Origin of the sequence: Pseudomonas sp. TH41 (assembly GCF_016650695.1) — a bacterium.
Classification (GTDB): Bacteria; Pseudomonadota; Gammaproteobacteria; order Pseudomonadales; family Pseudomonadaceae; genus Aquipseudomonas.
The window spans coordinates 89,622-106,149 of the sequence record NZ_JAEKFH010000006.1; the positions used below are offsets into that span (position 1 = coordinate 89,622).

General features: G+C 59.7%; 14 protein-coding genes and 1 pseudogene. 11 read left to right on the forward strand and 4 right to left on the reverse strand.

Annotated elements, in window-relative coordinates; all coding sequences use genetic code 11:
• Window positions 1–134 precede the first annotated feature (134 nt).
• Window positions 135–1,163 (reverse strand): annotated as a pseudogene (locus tag JFU37_RS24295) (DMT family transporter).
• On the opposite strand from JFU37_RS24295, the gene JFU37_RS24300 reads away from it, so the two are divergent.
• The 3 genes from JFU37_RS24300 (at window position 1,158) to JFU37_RS24310 (ending at window position 4,816) form a co-directional block, all read left to right on the forward strand.
• Window positions 1,158–1,721, forward strand: a complete 564-nt coding sequence (locus tag JFU37_RS24300; RefSeq protein WP_201119598.1) for a helix-turn-helix domain-containing protein — start codon at window positions 1,158–1,160, stop codon at window positions 1,719–1,721. The pseudogene JFU37_RS24295 and the gene JFU37_RS24300 sit on opposite strands and share 6 nt — an antisense overlap.
• Before the next feature lie 152 nt (window positions 1,722–1,873).
• A complete protein-coding gene (locus JFU37_RS24305) occupies window positions 1,874–3,277 on the forward strand; it encodes an LLM class flavin-dependent oxidoreductase (RefSeq protein ID WP_201119599.1) in 1,404 nt (467 codons plus the stop codon).
• A gap of 99 nt (window positions 3,278–3,376) precedes the next feature.
• Window positions 3,377–4,816, forward strand: coding sequence for an FAD/NAD(P)-binding protein (locus tag JFU37_RS24310; RefSeq protein ID WP_201119600.1), 1,440 nt, complete (start codon window positions 3,377–3,379; stop codon window positions 4,814–4,816).
• A 197-nt stretch (window positions 4,817–5,013) separates the two neighbouring features.
• Here the strand turns inward: JFU37_RS24310 and JFU37_RS24315 are convergent, their stop codons facing one another.
• Complete coding sequence (locus JFU37_RS24315) at window positions 5,014–5,754, reverse strand: response regulator (RefSeq protein ID WP_201119601.1); 741 nt, start codon at window positions 5,752–5,754, stop codon at window positions 5,014–5,016.
• A 233-nt stretch (window positions 5,755–5,987) separates the two neighbouring features.
• Between JFU37_RS24315 and JFU37_RS24320 the strand changes: the two genes are divergently transcribed.
• Window positions 5,988–7,061 (forward strand): alpha/beta fold hydrolase, encoded by a 1,074-nt coding sequence (locus JFU37_RS24320; protein ID WP_201120071.1) that lies wholly within the window; start codon window positions 5,988–5,990, stop codon window positions 7,059–7,061.
• A 109-nt stretch (window positions 7,062–7,170) separates the two neighbouring features.
• On the opposite strand, the gene ppnN is transcribed toward JFU37_RS24320, so the two are convergent.
• Window positions 7,171–8,544, reverse strand: a complete 1,374-nt coding sequence (gene ppnN, locus JFU37_RS24325; protein WP_201119602.1) for a nucleotide 5'-monophosphate nucleosidase PpnN — start codon at window positions 8,542–8,544, stop codon at window positions 7,171–7,173.
• A 209-nt stretch (window positions 8,545–8,753) separates the two neighbouring features.
• Between ppnN and JFU37_RS24330 the strand changes: the two genes are divergently transcribed.
• Entirely contained in the window at window positions 8,754–9,281 is a 528-nt protein-coding gene (locus JFU37_RS24330) for a DUF3087 domain-containing protein (protein ID WP_201119603.1), read from the forward strand.
• 135 nt (window positions 9,282–9,416) lie between these two features.
• On the opposite strand, the gene JFU37_RS24335 is transcribed toward JFU37_RS24330, so the two are convergent.
• Window positions 9,417–10,406: a LysR family transcriptional regulator gene (locus tag JFU37_RS24335; RefSeq protein WP_201119604.1), complete on the reverse strand. Its 990-nt coding sequence runs from the start codon at window positions 10,404–10,406 to the stop codon at window positions 9,417–9,419.
• An 85-nt stretch (window positions 10,407–10,491) separates the two neighbouring features.
• On the opposite strand from JFU37_RS24335, the gene JFU37_RS24340 reads away from it, so the two are divergent.
• The 6 genes from JFU37_RS24340 to JFU37_RS24365 all read left to right on the forward strand — a co-directional run bounded on the left by JFU37_RS24340 (window position 10,492) and on the right by JFU37_RS24365 (window position 16,527).
• The gene (locus tag JFU37_RS24340; RefSeq protein WP_201119605.1) at window positions 10,492–11,661 is read left to right on the forward strand and encodes a M20 aminoacylase family protein; all 1,170 of its coding nucleotides are present in this window, start codon (window positions 10,492–10,494) and stop codon (window positions 11,659–11,661) included.
• A gap of 47 nt (window positions 11,662–11,708) precedes the next feature.
• Window positions 11,709–12,497, forward strand: a complete 789-nt coding sequence (locus JFU37_RS24345; RefSeq protein ID WP_201119606.1) for an ABC transporter substrate-binding protein — start codon at window positions 11,709–11,711, stop codon at window positions 12,495–12,497.
• A 94-nt stretch (window positions 12,498–12,591) separates the two neighbouring features.
• Window positions 12,592–13,281 carry an ABC transporter permease gene (locus tag JFU37_RS24350; protein WP_201119607.1) on the forward strand — a complete coding sequence of 230 codons (690 nt, stop codon included), beginning with the start codon at window positions 12,592–12,594 and terminating at the stop codon, window positions 13,279–13,281.
• Window positions 13,278–13,991: an ABC transporter permease gene (locus JFU37_RS24355; RefSeq protein WP_201119608.1), complete on the forward strand. Its 714-nt coding sequence runs from the start codon at window positions 13,278–13,280 to the stop codon at window positions 13,989–13,991. The genes JFU37_RS24350 and JFU37_RS24355 overlap by 4 nt, the downstream gene beginning before the upstream one ends.
• 20 nt (window positions 13,992–14,011) lie before the next feature.
• Window positions 14,012–14,779 (forward strand): ABC transporter ATP-binding protein, encoded by a 768-nt coding sequence (locus JFU37_RS24360; protein ID WP_201119609.1) that lies wholly within the window; start codon window positions 14,012–14,014, stop codon window positions 14,777–14,779.
• A gap of 170 nt (window positions 14,780–14,949) precedes the next feature.
• A complete protein-coding gene (locus JFU37_RS24365; protein WP_201119610.1) occupies window positions 14,950–16,527 on the forward strand; it encodes a sensor domain-containing diguanylate cyclase in 1,578 nt (525 codons plus the stop codon).
• Window position 16,528 lies beyond the last annotated feature (1 nt).

Here is a 16,528-nt window from a genome sequence, read left to right on the forward strand (position 1 = left end):
AAATCCCTCATTCACATTGTTTCAAAGTACGGGGCGGCCCCCAAAAGATCGCAGCCTTCGGCAGCTCCTACAGGAAGACGCATGCATTCCCCTGTAGGAGCTGCCGAAGGCTGCGATCTTTTGATTTTTGATGTTTAACGATCGCTTTCGCGCTCCAATGCCTCCTCAACCTCAATTGCACTCTTACCCTTGGTCTTCAACTCACTCACAATCACCGCTGCCACAATCAACCCCGCGCCCACCAACGCAATCGCCGGCAACCGTTCCCCGGCAATCCGCCCGACAATCCCGGCCCACACCGGCTCCCCCGCATAAATCAACGTGGCCCGCGTCGGCGAGACACTCTTCTGCGCCCAGTTCATCGCCACTTGAATCGCTGCGCTGGCCGCGCCCAGGCCTAGCGCGCTGCACAGCAGCAACCAGGAAAAGTCCGGAATCCTTTCCTGGGTCGGCACTACCATCAGAAACGCCAACGCAGAAGTCACCGCCAATTGCACCACCGTCACCCGCCGCACATCGACCTGGCCGGCATAGGTGCTGATCAGAATGATCTCCGCCGCAATCGCAATCGCACTGATCAACGTGGCGATTTCACCGGGGCTGAAATTAAACGAAGCGCCGGCAGGGCCGGACAACAGCATCAACCCGGTAAACGCCAGCATGATCCCGATGCTCGGCATCAACCCCGGTCGCCGCCCCAGCACCAGCCATTGCAGCAACGGCACGAAGGGCACGTACAACGCAGTAATAAACGCCGACTGGCTGCTGGGAATGCTCTGCAATCCGACGGTCTGCAAGCCATAACCGAGCATGATCGCCACGCCGATAAATGCCCCGGCCTTGAGTTCGAACAGGGTTAACTCCCGCAGGCTGCGCCAGGAAAACAGGGCGACGATGCTCGCGGCAGCGGCAAAACGCAGGCCGACGAAAAACATCGGTCCACTGACGGTCATCGCATGCTGAACCAGCAAAAAGGTGCCGCCCCAGACCATGGTAATCAGCACCAGCACGCATTCGGCCTTGCTGAACCGTGAGAAACGGGAAGAAGCCTGGGGAGAGTTCACCGACGTCATAACCTTGCACGCTACCTAAGGGGGACGCACAATGCGCCAAATGTTGCGCAGTATACTGCCCAACGCCACTAAGTGAGCAATATAGTGCACAAAGATTCCACGCAGCGGGCTTCGGTCCTCCAGCACGTCAGTCAGAACGTTCGACGTTTGCGCCATACCGCCGACATGAGCCAGACCGCACTGGCGGAAAAGTCCGGCGTCAGTCGACGAATGCTGGTGGCCATCGAAGCCGGCGAGAAGAACGTCAGCCTGACCACCCTCGACCGCGTGGCCGAAGCGCTGGACGTGGCCTTCAGCGACTTGATCCAGGCTCCCGATGCCCGCGACACAAGCCGCATCAATGAAGTGGCCTGGGCCGGCATCATTCCCGGCAGCAAAGCCGTTTTACTGTCCAAAGCCACCGCGACCCGCGAGGTGGAACAATGGGAGTGGTGCCTGCAACCGGGCGAAATCTATCCGTCGCAGCCCGATGCCGAGGGCTGGAGTGAGCAGATCTACGTGTTCGAAGGTTGCCTGACGCTGATGCTGGGTGACACGGCGCATGACATCGCCGCCGGCGAGTTCTTCATGTTTGCCAGTAACCAGCCTCATGCCTATCGCAATGAGGGGGCGGTGGCCACACGCTTTGTGCGCAACGTGGTGATCTAACTGTTTGCCGATCAACAGTGGATAAACACTTTGCTGTCTTGAGGTTGCAAGCTTTTCTAGAATAAATCGTTAAGAATTTGAAATATAAGGAATATGTATTTAGGCACGACTCCTGCAAAAGCGCTGATGTATTCATTTCGGAGTGCCGCTTGATGGCCCGGGAAATTCGTCTTAACGCTTTTGACATGAACTGTGTTGGCCATCAGTCGCCGGGGTTGTGGGCGCATCCAAGGGATCGCTCGTGGCAGTACAAGGATCTGGAGTACTGGACCGATCTGGCGAAAATCCTCGAGCGCGGCAAGTTTGACGGCTTGTTCATTGCCGACGTACTGGGCATCTACGACGTCTACAACGGCAACGGTGACGCGGCGATTCGCCAAGCGGCGCAGGTGCCGGTCAACGATCCGCTGCAACTGATCCCGCCGATGGCGCTGGTCACCGAGCACTTGGGTTTTGGCCTGACGGCATCGTTGTCATTCGAGCACCCGTATCCGTTCGCCCGACGTCTATCGACCCTCGATCACCTGACCAAGGGGCGCGCGGGCTGGAACATCGTCACATCCTATCTGGAGAGCGGCGCGAAGAACCTCGGCCAGAAAGCCCAGACCGAACACGACGCCCGTTACGACTTTGCCGAAGAGTACCTGGAGGTTTGCTACAAGCTCTGGGAGGGCAGCTGGGAAGAGGGCGCCATCCTGCGAGATCGTGAACGACGGATCTTCAGCGATCCGAGCAAAATTCACGAGATCCGGCACGTCGGCAAACACTTTCAGGTGCCGGGCATTCACCTCTGCGAACCTTCGCCGCAACGCACTCCGGTGCTCTATCAAGCCGGTGCGTCGAGTCGCGGCAAGCAGTTCGCCGCCGAGCATGCTGAATGCGTGTTCGTCGCCGCGCCGTCGAAAGTGCTGCTGAAGAAGACCGTCGCGGACATCCGTCGGCGTGCCGCCGAGGCCGGGCGCGATCCGTCGAAGGTCCTGATTTTCAACCTGCAAACGGTGATCCTCGGCGAGACCGACGCCAAGGCCAAAGCCAAGTTCGAGGAATACAAAACCTGGGTCAGCTATGAAGGCGCGATGGCGTTGATCTCCGGGTGGACGGGCATTGATTTCAGTCAGTTCAAACCCGACGAGCCGCTCAAGCACGTGCACACCAACGCCATTCAATCAGCGGTGGAAGCGTTCTCCACGGCGGATCCGAACAAGGTCTGGACGCCCAACGAGCTGGCGGACTGGGTGGGCATCGGTGGTTTTGGACCATTGTTCGTTGGCAGCCCCGAAACCGTCGCCGATCTGCTTCAGGAGTGGGTCGAGGAGACCGACGTGGACGGCTTCAACCTGGCGTATGCACTGACTCACGAAACCTTCATCGACGCTGTGGAGCTGCTGGTGCCGGAGTTACAGAAGCGTGGGGTGTACAAGACCGAGTACGCGCCGGGGACTTTGCGCGAGAAGTTGTTCGGCGAAGGGCCGCGATTGCCAGACATTCATCCGGGAGCCGGTTATCGAAATCTGGCGGCATTGCGTCAGCAGGAGAGGAAAGAGGCCGTGGCTTGAACCCTGTGGCGAGCTTCCGGTTTGCCGGGCAACACATTAATGTGGCATTCAAATACGCCTCAACGGCCTTCATCCTCGACACTGACCAGTGAGCACGGCATGACTGAACCTCAAAGCGGACTGGCGACGCCCGCCATCCGTCACGCAGACATCCTGATCGTCGGTGGCGGCCTCAGCGGCGCGATGCTGGCGGCGCAGCTGCTGCGTTTGCCGGGCAAACGTTCGGTGCTGGTGATTGAACCTCGTGCCGAACTGGGGCGGGGGGAAGCGTACAGCGCGGTCGAGTTGGGCCATACGCTCAACGGCAACGCGGCGCGCATGAGCGTCGACCCGGACAACGCCGACGACCTGACCCAATGGCTGACCGAGTACATCGCAGCCGGCGGCTGGCCGGAGTCGGATGAGCAGCATGTGCCGGTCAGTGAATTGTTCCCGCCCCGGGGGATTTTCGGCCTGTATGTGCAGCAGCGACTGGCTGAGGCGCAAGCTGTCGGAGCACTGAGCGGTTCAACGGTCGAGCACGTGCGGGCAGAGGTGGTTGATCTGCAAACGCAGGATGATTCGGTGCGGCTGACCTTGAGCGACGGACAATGGCTGCAGGGCACGTTTGCCGTGCTGGCCACGGGCATGTTCCCGGCAGCGCGCACGCCACAGACCGAGTCCAGCGGTTTGAACGCCGCCGCACTTGATCCGTGGGATGTCGCCGCCATGCGGCAACTCGATCCGCAGTCGACGGTGCTGATCATCGGTTCTGGCCTGACCATGGTTGATGCAGTGGTGTCGCTGGAGCAGGCCGGGCATCGGGGGCCGATTGAAGTGTTTTCCCGGCATGGCTTGTTGCCGCACGTGCGTCGACAGCCACCGGCCTGGGTGGACTTTCTCGCCGAGGATCATAGCCTTCGCACGCCGCGACAATTGGTGCGTGAACTGCGTCGGCATTGCCGGGACGCCATTGCGCAAGGCATCGACTGGCAAGCGCCACTGGATACCGTGCGGGCGCATATCGGGCGGTTGTGGAATCAGGCGACGGACGTGCAGCGTCGGCAGTTCGTGCGACATGTTCGACCGTGGTGGGAGAGCCATCACCACCGCTCGCCACCGTTGAGTGCCGAATTGGTGGCGCGGTTGTACGGGGAAGGGCGTTTGCGGATTCAGGCGGCGTCGTTCAAAGGGCTGGAGCCTTCGTTGGGCGGTGAAGTCAGGATCCGCATTCGCCGTCGTGGCGAGGCCGAAACGTGCGTGGTCAGTGGTGCGGCGTTGATCAACTCCAGCGGCATCGAATATGACTGGCGCCGGGTTGCGCGACCGTTGCCACAGCAATTGCTGGCGCGCGGGTTGATTCGGCCTGGGCCGTTGGCGTTGGGGATTGCGGCGGCCGTTGATGGCGCGGTTTTGGATGCCGAGGGGCGGGTCGCCGGTCGACTGTTCGCCCTGGGGCCGCCGTTGCGGGGGATGTGGTGGGAGAGTACGGCTGTTACCGATGTGGCGAGTCAGGCTAAGGCGTTGGCCATTCGCCTGGCGGCTTCGTTTTTGCGGTGAGTCGCTGGTTGGGGGACAGGCTCAGGGCGTGAGGGGGCGGTGCGTCAAGATCAAAAGATCGCAGCCTTCGGCAGCTCCTACAGAGCGCACGCAATACCCTGTAGGAGCTGCCGAAGGCTGCGATCTTTTGATCTTGATGTCGCTTTAGATTTTGATCTGCCGCCCCTTTCCCAGAGGCGGCCAACGCCAAAAAAATCTCATGACTCAGCACCCAGCAATTCCACAGGATAGGAAAACACATACCCTTCGCTACGCACGGTTTTGATGTAAGTCGATTCCCGAGGATCATCCATCAATCGTTGACGCAAGCGGCTCACCAGCAAATCGATGGACCGGTCGAACAAGTCGGCATCGCGCCCCTGGGTCAGGTTGAGCAACTGGTCGCGGCTGAGGACCCGTTGCGGATGATCGAGAAACACCCGCAACAGTCGGTATTCGGCACCGCTAAGAGCGACCATCGTCCCGTCTTCGTCCAGCAAGTGGCGTGCGGTGGTGTCCAGGCGCCAGCGGCCGAAACCGAGCAGCCGGCCGCTTTCAGTGATCAGCAGGTTCGGCGGCAGCATTCGCGTGCGGCGCAGCACGGCGTTGATCCGCGCCAATAGTTCGCGTGCGGCGAACGGTTTTGTCAGGTAATCGTCGGCGCCCATTTCCAGGCCCAGGATTCGGTCGGTTTCGTCGTTGCGTGCGGTGAGCATCAGGATCGGCGTGGCTTTGTGCTTGCCCGAGCGCAATTCGCGGCACAGCACCAGGCCGTCATCGCCGGGCAGCATGATGTCCAGCACGATCAGGTCCACCTGATTCGTTTCCAGAAAGTTGCGCATCTGCCGACCATCGGCAACCACGGTGGTGCGCAGGCCGTTCTTCTTCAAGTAATTGCCGACCAGTTCGCGGATCTCGCGATCGTCATCGACGATCAGGATGTGGTTCACATGGTCCATTGCTCAACCCTCTTGTTACACGCACGTTGCGCATTCCAGGGCGCCACGGTGCACCTGCCCATGGGTTTTGTATCGCACTGTATCCCGTGCCCTGTGTGACACTTTATGCCTTAAAAACAGCGTTTTTACGACACATGCCGGATACCCCGGGTCTATTGAATGGGTTCCATCGAGACGCGTCCACTACGCTCATCGCTACCCGCAGCCGGCTTACAGGAGAGAACACCGTGAAGATGACTGTGTTAAGCAACAAAGCCCCTAAACGCCGCCGTCTGATCGGCCCCTCGGTCTTCGCCTTTGCGCTGATGCAGTTCGGTGCCCTCGGTGCCGTCAATGCGCAAACCAGCAACGCTGCAAGCGTGGCGCCGGCGGCGGTCAATGCTGGCACGGTCAAGACGGATGCGCACACGTCGTTCGGCCCGCTGAAGCATGTCAACGCCGGTGTGCTGAATGTCGCTTACGCGGAGCTTGGCCCGGCCGATGGGCCAGTGGTGATTCTTCTTCATGGCTGGCCCTACGACATCCACAGTTATGTTGATGTGGCTCCCTTGCTGGCGGCGCAGGGTTACCGGGTGCTCATCCCGTATGCGCGTGGCTACGGCGACACACACTTCCTGTCTGCCAAGACCGTTCGTAACGGCCAACCCGCTGCGCTGGCCAGTGATGTCATCGACTTCATGGACGCGCTCAAGATCAAGCGGGCCGTGCTCGGTGGCTACGACTGGGGCGCGCGCTCGGCTGACATCGTCGCGGCGCTCTGGCCGGAGCGGGTGGAGGCGCTTGTCTCGGTAAGTGGCTACCTCATTGGTAACCAGGCCGCGGGCAAGAACCCGTTGCCGCCCAAGGCCGAGTTGCAGTGGTGGTATCAGTTCTACTTTGCGACTGAACGCGGTCAGGCCGGCTACGAAAAAAATCGCCACGATTTCGCCAAGTTGATCTGGGAGCTGGCGTCACCGAAATGGGCGTTTGACGACGCCACGTTCGACCGCAGCGCGGCGGCCCTGGATAACCCCGATCATGTGGCGATCACGATTTTCAACTATCGCTGGCGGTTGGGCATGATTCAGGGCGAACCACAGTATGAAGCGCTGGAGCAGCAGCTGGCCAAGGCTCCACCCATTACTGTGCCGACCATCACGCTTGAAGGCGACGCCAATGGCGCGCCGCATCCGGCGGCCGAGGATTATGCGAAGCGGTTTACCGGCAAATATGAGTACCGGCTGATCAACGGCGGGATCGGCCATAACTTGCCGCAGGAAGACCCGCAGGCCTTTGCCAAGGCAGTGATTGATGCTGATCATTTGTAGGAGCGAGCTTGCTCGCGATGAACGTTAACGATAACGCGTGTTTGCTGCTCAAACGCGTTGCTCTGACGTTTTTCGCGAGCAAGCTCGCTCCTACAGGGGGCTTGTGTGGCTACGCTACTACCTGATAACACGGTACATACGCCGCGCCACCCGGTAACTTCATCCGGTGCTGGGCAACGAATGCCTTGAGCAGCTGATCGAGTGGTTTCATGACCGCCGCATCACCACGGATCTGGTACGGGCCATGCTTTTCGATCAGGCGGATGCCCTTGTCCTTGACGTTTCCGGCGACGATGCCGGAGAACGCCCGTCGCAGGTTGGCGGCCAGTTCGTGGGCTGGCAACTCGCGACTCAGTTTCAGGTTGGCCATGTTTTCGTGGGTCGGGTCGAACGGGCGCTGGAAGCCTTCGTCGATCTTTAGCAGCCAGTTGAAGTGGAACGCATCATTACGCTCGCGGCGGAACTGTTTCACCGCTTTGAGGCCGGCAGTCATCTGCCGCGCGACTTCGGCCGGGTCGTCGATGATGATCACGTAGTGCTGCTTCGCCGCTTCACCGAGGGTGGAGCCGACAAAAGCATCCAGTTGTTCCAGATACGGTGCCGCGTGCCTTGGCCCGGTCAGGATGACCGGGAAGGGCAGGCCGGCGTTGCACGGGTGCATCAGGATGCCGAGCAGGTACAGGAACTCTTCGGCCGTGCCGGCACCGCCCGGGAAAATGATGATGCCGTGGCCGACGCGCACGAAGGCTTCCAGACGTTTTTCGATGTCCGGCAGGATCACCAGCTCGTTGACGATCGGGTTCGGCGCTTCGGCGGCGATAATGCCTGGCTCGGTCAAACCGAGGTAACGGCCACCGTGGATACGCTGTTTGGCGTGGGCGATGGTCGCGCCTTTCATCGGACCTTTCATCACGCCCGGGCCGCAGCCCGTGCAGATGTCCAGGCTGCGCAGGCCCAGTTCATGGCCGACTTTCTTGGTGTATTTGTATTCTTCGGTGTTGATCGAGTGGCCGCCCCAACACACCACGATCTTCGGCTCGACGCCGGGGCGCAGGGTGCGGGCGTTGCGCAGCAGGTGGAACACGTAGTCGCTGATGCCCTGGGAATTGCTCAGGTCGATGCGTTGGCTGTCGAGTTCGTTTTCGGTGTAGACGATGTCGCGCAGGGCGCTGAACAGCATCTCGCGGGTGCTGGCGATCATTTCACCGTCGACGAAGGCGTCGGCGGGGGCGTTCAGCAGTTCGAGGCGTACACCACGGTCCTGCTGGTGAATGCGGATTTCGAAGTCTTTGTAGGCTTCGAGGATGGTCTTGGCGTTATCAACGTGGGCGCCGGTATTGAGGATGGCCAGGGCGCACTGGCGGAAGAGGGTATAGGTGCTGCCGGTTCCGGCTTCGCTCAGTTGTTGTACTTCACGTTGCGAGAGGGTTTCCAGGCTGCCTTTAGGGCTGACAGAAGCGTTGATTACATGTCTTTGGGTCATTCAATGATCCTTAAAACGATGTCATTCAGACAGGCAAATGGCATCCGAATAGTGTGAATCCATAAAGAAGATGGCACGAACTGCGCTGTATCGCCATTTCCCCGTTTGACGATAAAAGCTGAAAAGGAGCCCCAGCATAGCTAAATCCCCCATAGAGGCGATAATGCCGGCCAGTCTTTTTGTCCATGATGTTAAGGAAACCTGCCGCGATGTTTGAAATCCAGCCGATGAACGCCGAAACCTTTCGACAACAGACACGGCGCAGCACGGTGATTATTGCCCTGATTTTCCTGGCGCTGGCGATGCTGCTGTCCACCACGGCGGTGGCTGTGTTCGGTGAGCCCGGCGGCGACAACCTGCGGTTCAACGTCGGCGGGGTGTTTGTCGCGGTATTGCTGATGGTGGCGCTGATGCGCGGCAAATTCTGGACCCAGGAATGGATGGCGCCGGCGGTGTATGGCTGGCGGCTCAAGCGCAGCCTGATGAGCGTCACCAACGTCATGCATCAGGTGACGGCGGCGATAGAGGCGGGTGATCCCACCGCCATGAAGCTGCTGCGCTTCTATCACCTGGGCTTGAGCCAGATGCATGAATTGGACGGCAACTCCAGTGACCACAGTCAGTTGACCCGTGAAATGGATCTACACAAGGCGCGGATGGAAGCGCTGGGCATCGACACTGAACAGACGCAATTGAATCCGGCCTGGCTTGATGCGGTGAAGCAGACACCCCGGTAAAACCTCTGGTGTGGCAGCCGCACCGCAAACCTTGTAGGAGCTGCCGCAGGCTGCGATCTTTTGATTTTGTTTTTTAAGAACAGGATCAAAAGATCGCAGCCTGCGGCAGCTCCTACACGGATCGCGTTATGGCGCTCAAACCCGCAGGCGAAGGGTTTCAAAGAGTTCCCGGTCTTCCTTTTTCGCCGAACGGGCATGGCGCCGAATGACCTGCAACAGGCACTCGGTGAAGCACAACGCCGGATTGCTCAGTGAGCCATTGCGGCGCGTGACGATACTCAGCTGGCGGGGCTCGAACTGTTCGGCCAGCCCCAGGGACACCAACCGGCCGAGAAACGGTGGGGCGATGCTGACGATGGACGGCCCCCAGGTGCACATGTCTGCCCGCTCGACCATCATCTGCAGTATGGCCAGCGAGTGGGCCCGTACGATTCGGTTCTCATCGATCTGCGCGCCATGTTTCCAGAACAGCTCCTGCATCAACCCATCGTGCCCGTCCGGGGCATAGTTCAGGGTCCAGTTCTGCTCCAGCAGTTCATGGATCGACCGAGCGTTTTGCCGTGCATGGCCCTGGCGGACCAGCACTGACGTCTGGTAATCGAGCAAGGTTTCGCAGGCAAACTCCTGGCTTGATTGCCCAGGGTGAAGCTGGCCGATTGCAAAATCCATGCTGCCATCGCGCAACAGTGGCTGGGCGACGGCCATCAGGCTTTCGAACAGCTCCAGGCGGATTTCCGGCATGCGTTCGCGAAACGCCAGGACCACTTCGGGCAGGAAAGTCAGGGCAATCCAGGGTGTGATCCCGACACAGAGCCGCCCTTGAGCCTTGCCGCGCATGTGGTCGAGTTCGGTTTGCGCATGCTCGAGTTGCTTGATCACGAGCCGGGCGTGGGTCAGCAATACTTTTCCGTATTCGGTGAAGTTCAGGCCGCTGGGCGTTCGGGTGAATAGTGGCAGTTGCTGAGCGGTCTCCAGCTCGCGCAACGCTTTGGTCACCGCCGCCTGGGAAATGTCCAGCGAGCGCGCCGCCGCCCGGATGCTGCCGGTTTCGGCACTGGCAATCAGTGCTTGTAATTGATGCAGCTTCATCTGCTTACCCTGGTGACAACTGATGGTTGTCATCATAACCAAACTGCGTCTCCCCAGCCCAGCGCCCATTCCCTAAGATCCAGCTCAGCAACCGCTCAGGACTTATCGAAGGATGACAACAATGAACGCCGCCCCTGTCTTGCCAGGTATTGCAGAGATTCAGGACGAAATGATCGCACTGCGTCACAGCATTCACGCGCACCCCGAGTTGGGTTTTGAAGAGTTCGCCACCAGCGAGCGGGTTGCCGCGTGTTTGACGCAATGGGGCTTTCAGGTCAGCACCGGCGTGGGCAAGACCGGTGTCGTCGCCACCTTGAAAAATGGCCAAGGGCGGTCCATCGGTTTACGTGCCGACATGGACGCGCTGCCGATTCAGGAGACCACGGGGTTGCCCTATGCCAGCCGGATCGACGGTGTCATGCATGCCTGCGGCCACGACGGGCATACGGCGACCCTGCTGGCGGCAGCCAAATACCTGGCGCAGACCCGGTCGTTCAACGGCACGGTGCAGCTGATTTTCCAGCCGGCCGAAGAAGGGCTGGGCGGCGCCCGCAAAATGCTGGAAGACGGCCTGCTCGAACGTTTCCCCTGTGACGCGATTTTCGCCATGCACAACGTGCCGGGTTATCCGGTCGGGCATCTGGGGTTCTACAGCGGCCCGTTCATGGCGTCGGCCGATACGGTGAACATCAAGATAGTCGGCAATGGCGGTCATGGCGCAGTCCCGCATAAGGCCATCGACCCGGTGGTGGTGTGCGCTTCGATCGTGATCGCGCTGCAAAGCATCGTCTCGCGTAACGTCAATCCGCAGGACATGGCGATCATCACCGTGGGTTCGATCCACGCTGGAAGCGCTTCGAACGTCATTCCGTCCAGTGCCGAGATGAGCTTGAGCGTGCGCGCGCTGACCCCCGAGATTCGCCACTTGCTCGAAGTCAGAATTACCGACCTGGTACACGGTCAAGCGGCCAGTTTTGGCGCCAGGGCCGACATCGACTATCAGCATTGTCATCCGGTGTTGATCAACCACCCCGAGCCCACCGCGTTGGCCCGAGAAGTCGCGCGTGAGTGGCTGGGCGAAGGGCGATTGATTGACGACCTGCGGCCCTTCACGGCGAGTGAGGACTTTGCCTTCATCCTGGAAAAATGCCCCGGCAGCTATCTGGTGATCGGCAACGGCGACGGGGACAGTGGGTGCCTGCTGCACAACCCCGGCTATGACTTCAATGATGCTTGCCTGCCTGTCGGGGCGAGCTACTGGGTCAAGTTGGTTGAACGTTTTCTAAGTTGAGACGCCGTATTTTCGAGCGTCATGCCTGGCCTGAGAGGAAAAGAATAATGAACAAGATGATGGCGGCTGTTTCACTGGTGTTGTTGACGGCATCCGGCCTGGCCGGCGCGGCCGACTGGTCTGGCAAAGTCTTGAAGCTGGGGGTCGACCCCACGTACCCACCGCTGGAGTACAAGAATCAGGACGGCACACTGACCGGTTTCGGGGTCGATATCGCCGAGGCACTGTGCGCTGAACTGCATGCCCGTTGCCTCTGGGTGGAAAGTAGCTGGGACGGGATGATCCCGGCGCTGCTGGCGCGCAAGTTCGACGCGGTGGCTTCCTCGATGACCGTCACACCCAAGCGCCTGGAGCAGATTGCGTTTACCGACAAGGTGTCCAATGCGCCGGCACGACTGGTCGTCAAACGTGGCTCCGGCCTGCTGCCGACGCTTGAATCGCTCAAAGGCAAACGCATTGGCGTAGAGCAGGGTTCGACCCAGGAGGCGTTTGCAAAAGCCGTCTGGGGTTCGAACGGCGTGGATGTCCTGTCCTATCAGAATCAGGATCAGGTCTATGCCGACCTGGTGGTGGGACGACTCGATGCCTCGTTGCAGGGCTCGATCCAGGCCAGTTACGGCTTCCTGAACACGGCGCAGGGCAAGGACTATGAGTTTTCCGGTGCGACCCTGGATGACCCGGCTTTTTTCGGCGTCGGGGATGGCATCGGTGTGCGCAAGAGCGACGTCGAACTGCGCGAAGACTTGAACAAAGCCCTGGCGACGATTCTCGCCAACGGCACTTACGAGCGGATCAACAAAAAGTACTTTGATTTCGATGTCTACGGGGCGAAATAACACCGCCTCGACAGACCGGGCAGGGCGGTCGTCCGGGCCGCCCTGTTTCAGCAAACCTCCTTCACCTCAACCTAATAAAAACAAGGAGAGTGAAATGCTTCTGGAAGGCTTTGGCCCGCAGATCCTGCTGGGCACCCTGGCCACAATCAAACTGGCGCTCTGGTCGTTGTCGATCGCTGTCCTGGCGGGGCTGCTAGGCGCCAGTTCCAAGTTGTCCTCCAACCGTTTATTGCGCGCGCTGGCCACCGGTTATACGACGGTGATCCGCAGCATGCCGGACCTGGTGATCATGCTGTTGCTGTTCTTCAGCCTGCAGATGTTGCTCAACCGCATGACCGACGGGTTAGGCATGGCTCAGATCGATATCGACCCGTTTCTGGCCGGTGTCATTACCCTGGCTTTTATTTACGGGGCCTACTTTACCGAGACGTTTCGCGGTGCGTTTCAGGCCGTCCCGGCGGGTCAGATTGAAGCGGCGAGGGCCTACGGCATGTCCCGTGGCAAGACCTTTCGCAAAATCCTGTTTCCGCAAATGCTTCGTCACGCACTGCCGGGCATCGGCAATAACTGGCAGGTGTTGATCAAGTCGACCGCGCTGGTATCGATCATCGGCCTGACCGATGTCATCAAGGCCACGCAGGACGCGGGCAAGGGCTCGATGCAGTTCTTTTATTTCACAGTGGTCGGCGGCCTGATCTACCTCGCGATTACTACCGTTTCCAACGGTGTGTTGATGTGGCTTGAACACCGCTATTCGGTGGGTGTCAGGAAGGCTGCGCTATGACGAACATTCTCAAAGACTACTGGCAGGCTTACCTGTGGAGTGACGGGCCGTACTTTTCCGGGCTGGCGGTGACCTTGTGGTTGCTGATTCTTTCGGTGGTGATCGGCTTCTTGCTGGCGGTGCCGTTGTCGATCGCCCGCGTCAGTCGCAACCCGCTGATCCGCCTGCCGGTCTGGGGTTACACCTACGTGTTTCGCGGTACCCCGTTGTACGTCCAGCTGCTGTTCTTCTACTCCGGCGTGTACAGCTTGCACGTGGTTCGCTCCCAGGATTTTCTCAACGCGTTTTTCCGTGACGGGTTCAATTGCACGGTGCTGGCGTTCGGGCTCAATACCTGTGCCTACATGACCGAGATCTTTGCCGGGTCAATCAGGGCGACCGCCCACGGGGAAATCGAGGCAGCCAACGCCTACGGCATGAGCCGCTTTACCCTCTATCGCCGGATCATTCTGCCGTCGGCGTTACGCCGGGCCCTGCCGTTTTTCAGCAATGAAGTGATTCTGATGCTGCATTCCACCTCGGTGGCGTTCACCGCCACGGTGCCCGATTTGTTGAAGATCGCCCGGGACGTCAACTCGGCGACCTACGCCTCTTTTACCGCGTTCGGGATCGCCGGAGTGCTGTACGCCGCCAGTGCGTTGTTGCTGATCTGGCTGTTTCGTCGCGGCGAACTGCATTGGCTTGCCTACCTCAAACCCCGCACGCACTGACCCCTACTGGACCTGCTCGAATGTATAAATTGATCGTTGAAGATGTGCATAAAAACTACGGCAGCCATGAAGTATTGAAGGGGGTCTCGCTCGCGGCCAAAGCGGGTGATGTGATCAGCGTCATCGGTTCGTCGGGGTCCGGGAAGAGTACGTTTTTGCGTTGCATCAACCACCTCGAACAACCATCGGCCGGGCGCATTATCGTCAACGCCGAGGAACTGCTCACCCGCAAAAATTCACGGGGGGACTTGTGTGCGGTCGATCCCCGGCAGCTACAGGCCATGCGTAGCAAGCTGTCGATGGTGTTTCAGCACTTCAATTTGTGGAGCCACATGACCGTGCTGGAAAATCTCATCGAGTGTCCGATGAGCGTGCTGGGGATCGGTCGGGCGCAAGCCATTGAGCGGGCGCGTCATTACCTGGCCAAAGTGGGGTTGCCGGCCAAGGTCGAGGCGCAGTATCCGGTCCATCTCTCGGGTGGCCAGCAGCAACGCGTCGCTATTGCCCGCGCGCTGGCCATGGAGCCTCAGGTCATGCTGTTCGACGAACCGACCTCCGCACTGGACCCCGAACTGGTGGGTGAGGTGCTTAAAGTCATGCAGCAGCTTGCAGAAGAGGGCCGCACGATGGTGGTGGTCACCCATGAAATGGCATTTGCCAGACAGGTGTCGAACCACGTCATGTTTTTGCATCAGGGCCGGGTGGAAGAACAGGGCGTACCGGGCATTGTGCTGGAGCAGCCTCGTAGCGAGCGGTTGAAGCAGTTCCTGGCGGGGAGCCTCAAGTAACGGAAAACACCCGCACGCTGGCGAGGCGGTCGTGCGCCAATTTCTCGGGTAAACTCCCCCGGTCGGGTGCTTGTTGATGCATAGTCGCCTGACACCAGGCGGCTCATCCCGTCATGGTCATAAAAAGGGCGAACGAAGATTCGCCATGTGATCGGGATCCAGGGAGCGCCATGGGCCATCCATCCATTAAAGATCGTATTGAACAATCCCGGTCTGCCTTGCCATTGATGGCCGAGCAGACCGGTGCAACGCTCAAGGTTCGCTCGGTGGTGTTCCTGCTCGTAGCGGTGTGCCTGTCCATGACGGCCATCGTGATTTGGGAAGCCTGGAATTCGCGCCAGTACCATCTGCATGAAAAAGAAGTGGCGATGTCCAACCTGGCGCAGACCCTGGCCTCGCAAGCGCAAGCGTCGATCAAACAAGCCGATACGCTCCTGTTTACCTTGGTGGACCGCGTCGAAAACGACGGCACGGGACCGGCGCAGCTGCCCCGACTGCAACGCCTGCTCAGCGCCCAACGCAGTGAGCTGGCACAGCTCCATGGTTTGTTCGTGTATGACGAAGACGGGCGCTGGGTCGCCAACTCCAATGGCGCAGAACTGCCCAGCGCGAATAATTCCGACCGTGAATATTTTATCTTCCATCGCGATCATCCCGACCGTGGGCCCCACATCGGTCCGTCGATAAAGAGCCGATCGAGCGGTGAATGGATCATGACGGTGTCGCGCCGCATCAATCATCCCGATGGCCGCTTTGCCGGCGTGGCATTGGCAACGCTCTATCTCAGCCATTACCTCGAGCTCTACGACAGCATCGACATGGGCAGTAACGGCGTGATCAGCCTGTTCGCCGACGACGCGACCATCGTGGTGCGCCGGCCGTTCAAAGAGGCTGAAGTCGGCGCCAGCGTGGCGAACGGTCCACTCTTCACGCAGTTGTTGCCCAAGGGCGACGCCGGGACGGCAACGGTCAAATCGGTGCTCGATGGCGTGGTGCGAGTGGTGGGGTTTCGACGGGTCGAGGGGTATCCGTTGATTATCTACGCCGCGCTCAACAAGGACGAAGTCCTGGCCAGCTGGCGCAAGGAATCCATGCTGAGCGCGGGCATCGTGGCGTTGTTGCTGGGGGTTCTGGGCATTTTCGGTTATCGCCTCATTCGCCTGATGAAGCAGCAGAATCATGTTCAGAGCGTATTGCTGGAGGCTCAGGAAAAGCTCATCGAGGTCAATCGCAGCCTTGAGTTGCTGGCCCTGGAAGACGCGCTCACGGGGCTTTCCAATCGGCGCCAGTTCGACTTGTTCATCCAGGCGGAAGTGGGCCGTGCCAAGCGCAGCCTGACCAGCCTCGCCCTGCTGATGATTGATGTCGACCATTTCAAACGGTTCAACGATCACTATGGCCATTTGGCCGGCGATGAGTGCCTGCGCAACATCAGCGCGATCATTACCGACAACATCAAGCGGCCCGGTGATCTGGCCGCCCGCTATGGCGGTGAAGAGTTTGCGGTGGTGCTGCCCGGGACTGATTATGTGGGGGCGTTTCTGGTGGCGGAAAAAATTCGTCGCGCGGTTCAGCAAGCCGGCATCCAGCACAGTGAGGGTGCCGAGGGCTTGGTAACGGTCAGCCTGGGTGTCGCTGCTTACGATCCGGCGTCACAAGCCCAGCCCAACGACCTGGTCGGCGCCGCTGACAAGGCACTGTACGTGGCCAAGGCCAGCGGGCGGAACATGAGCGTTATTGCCAACTGAA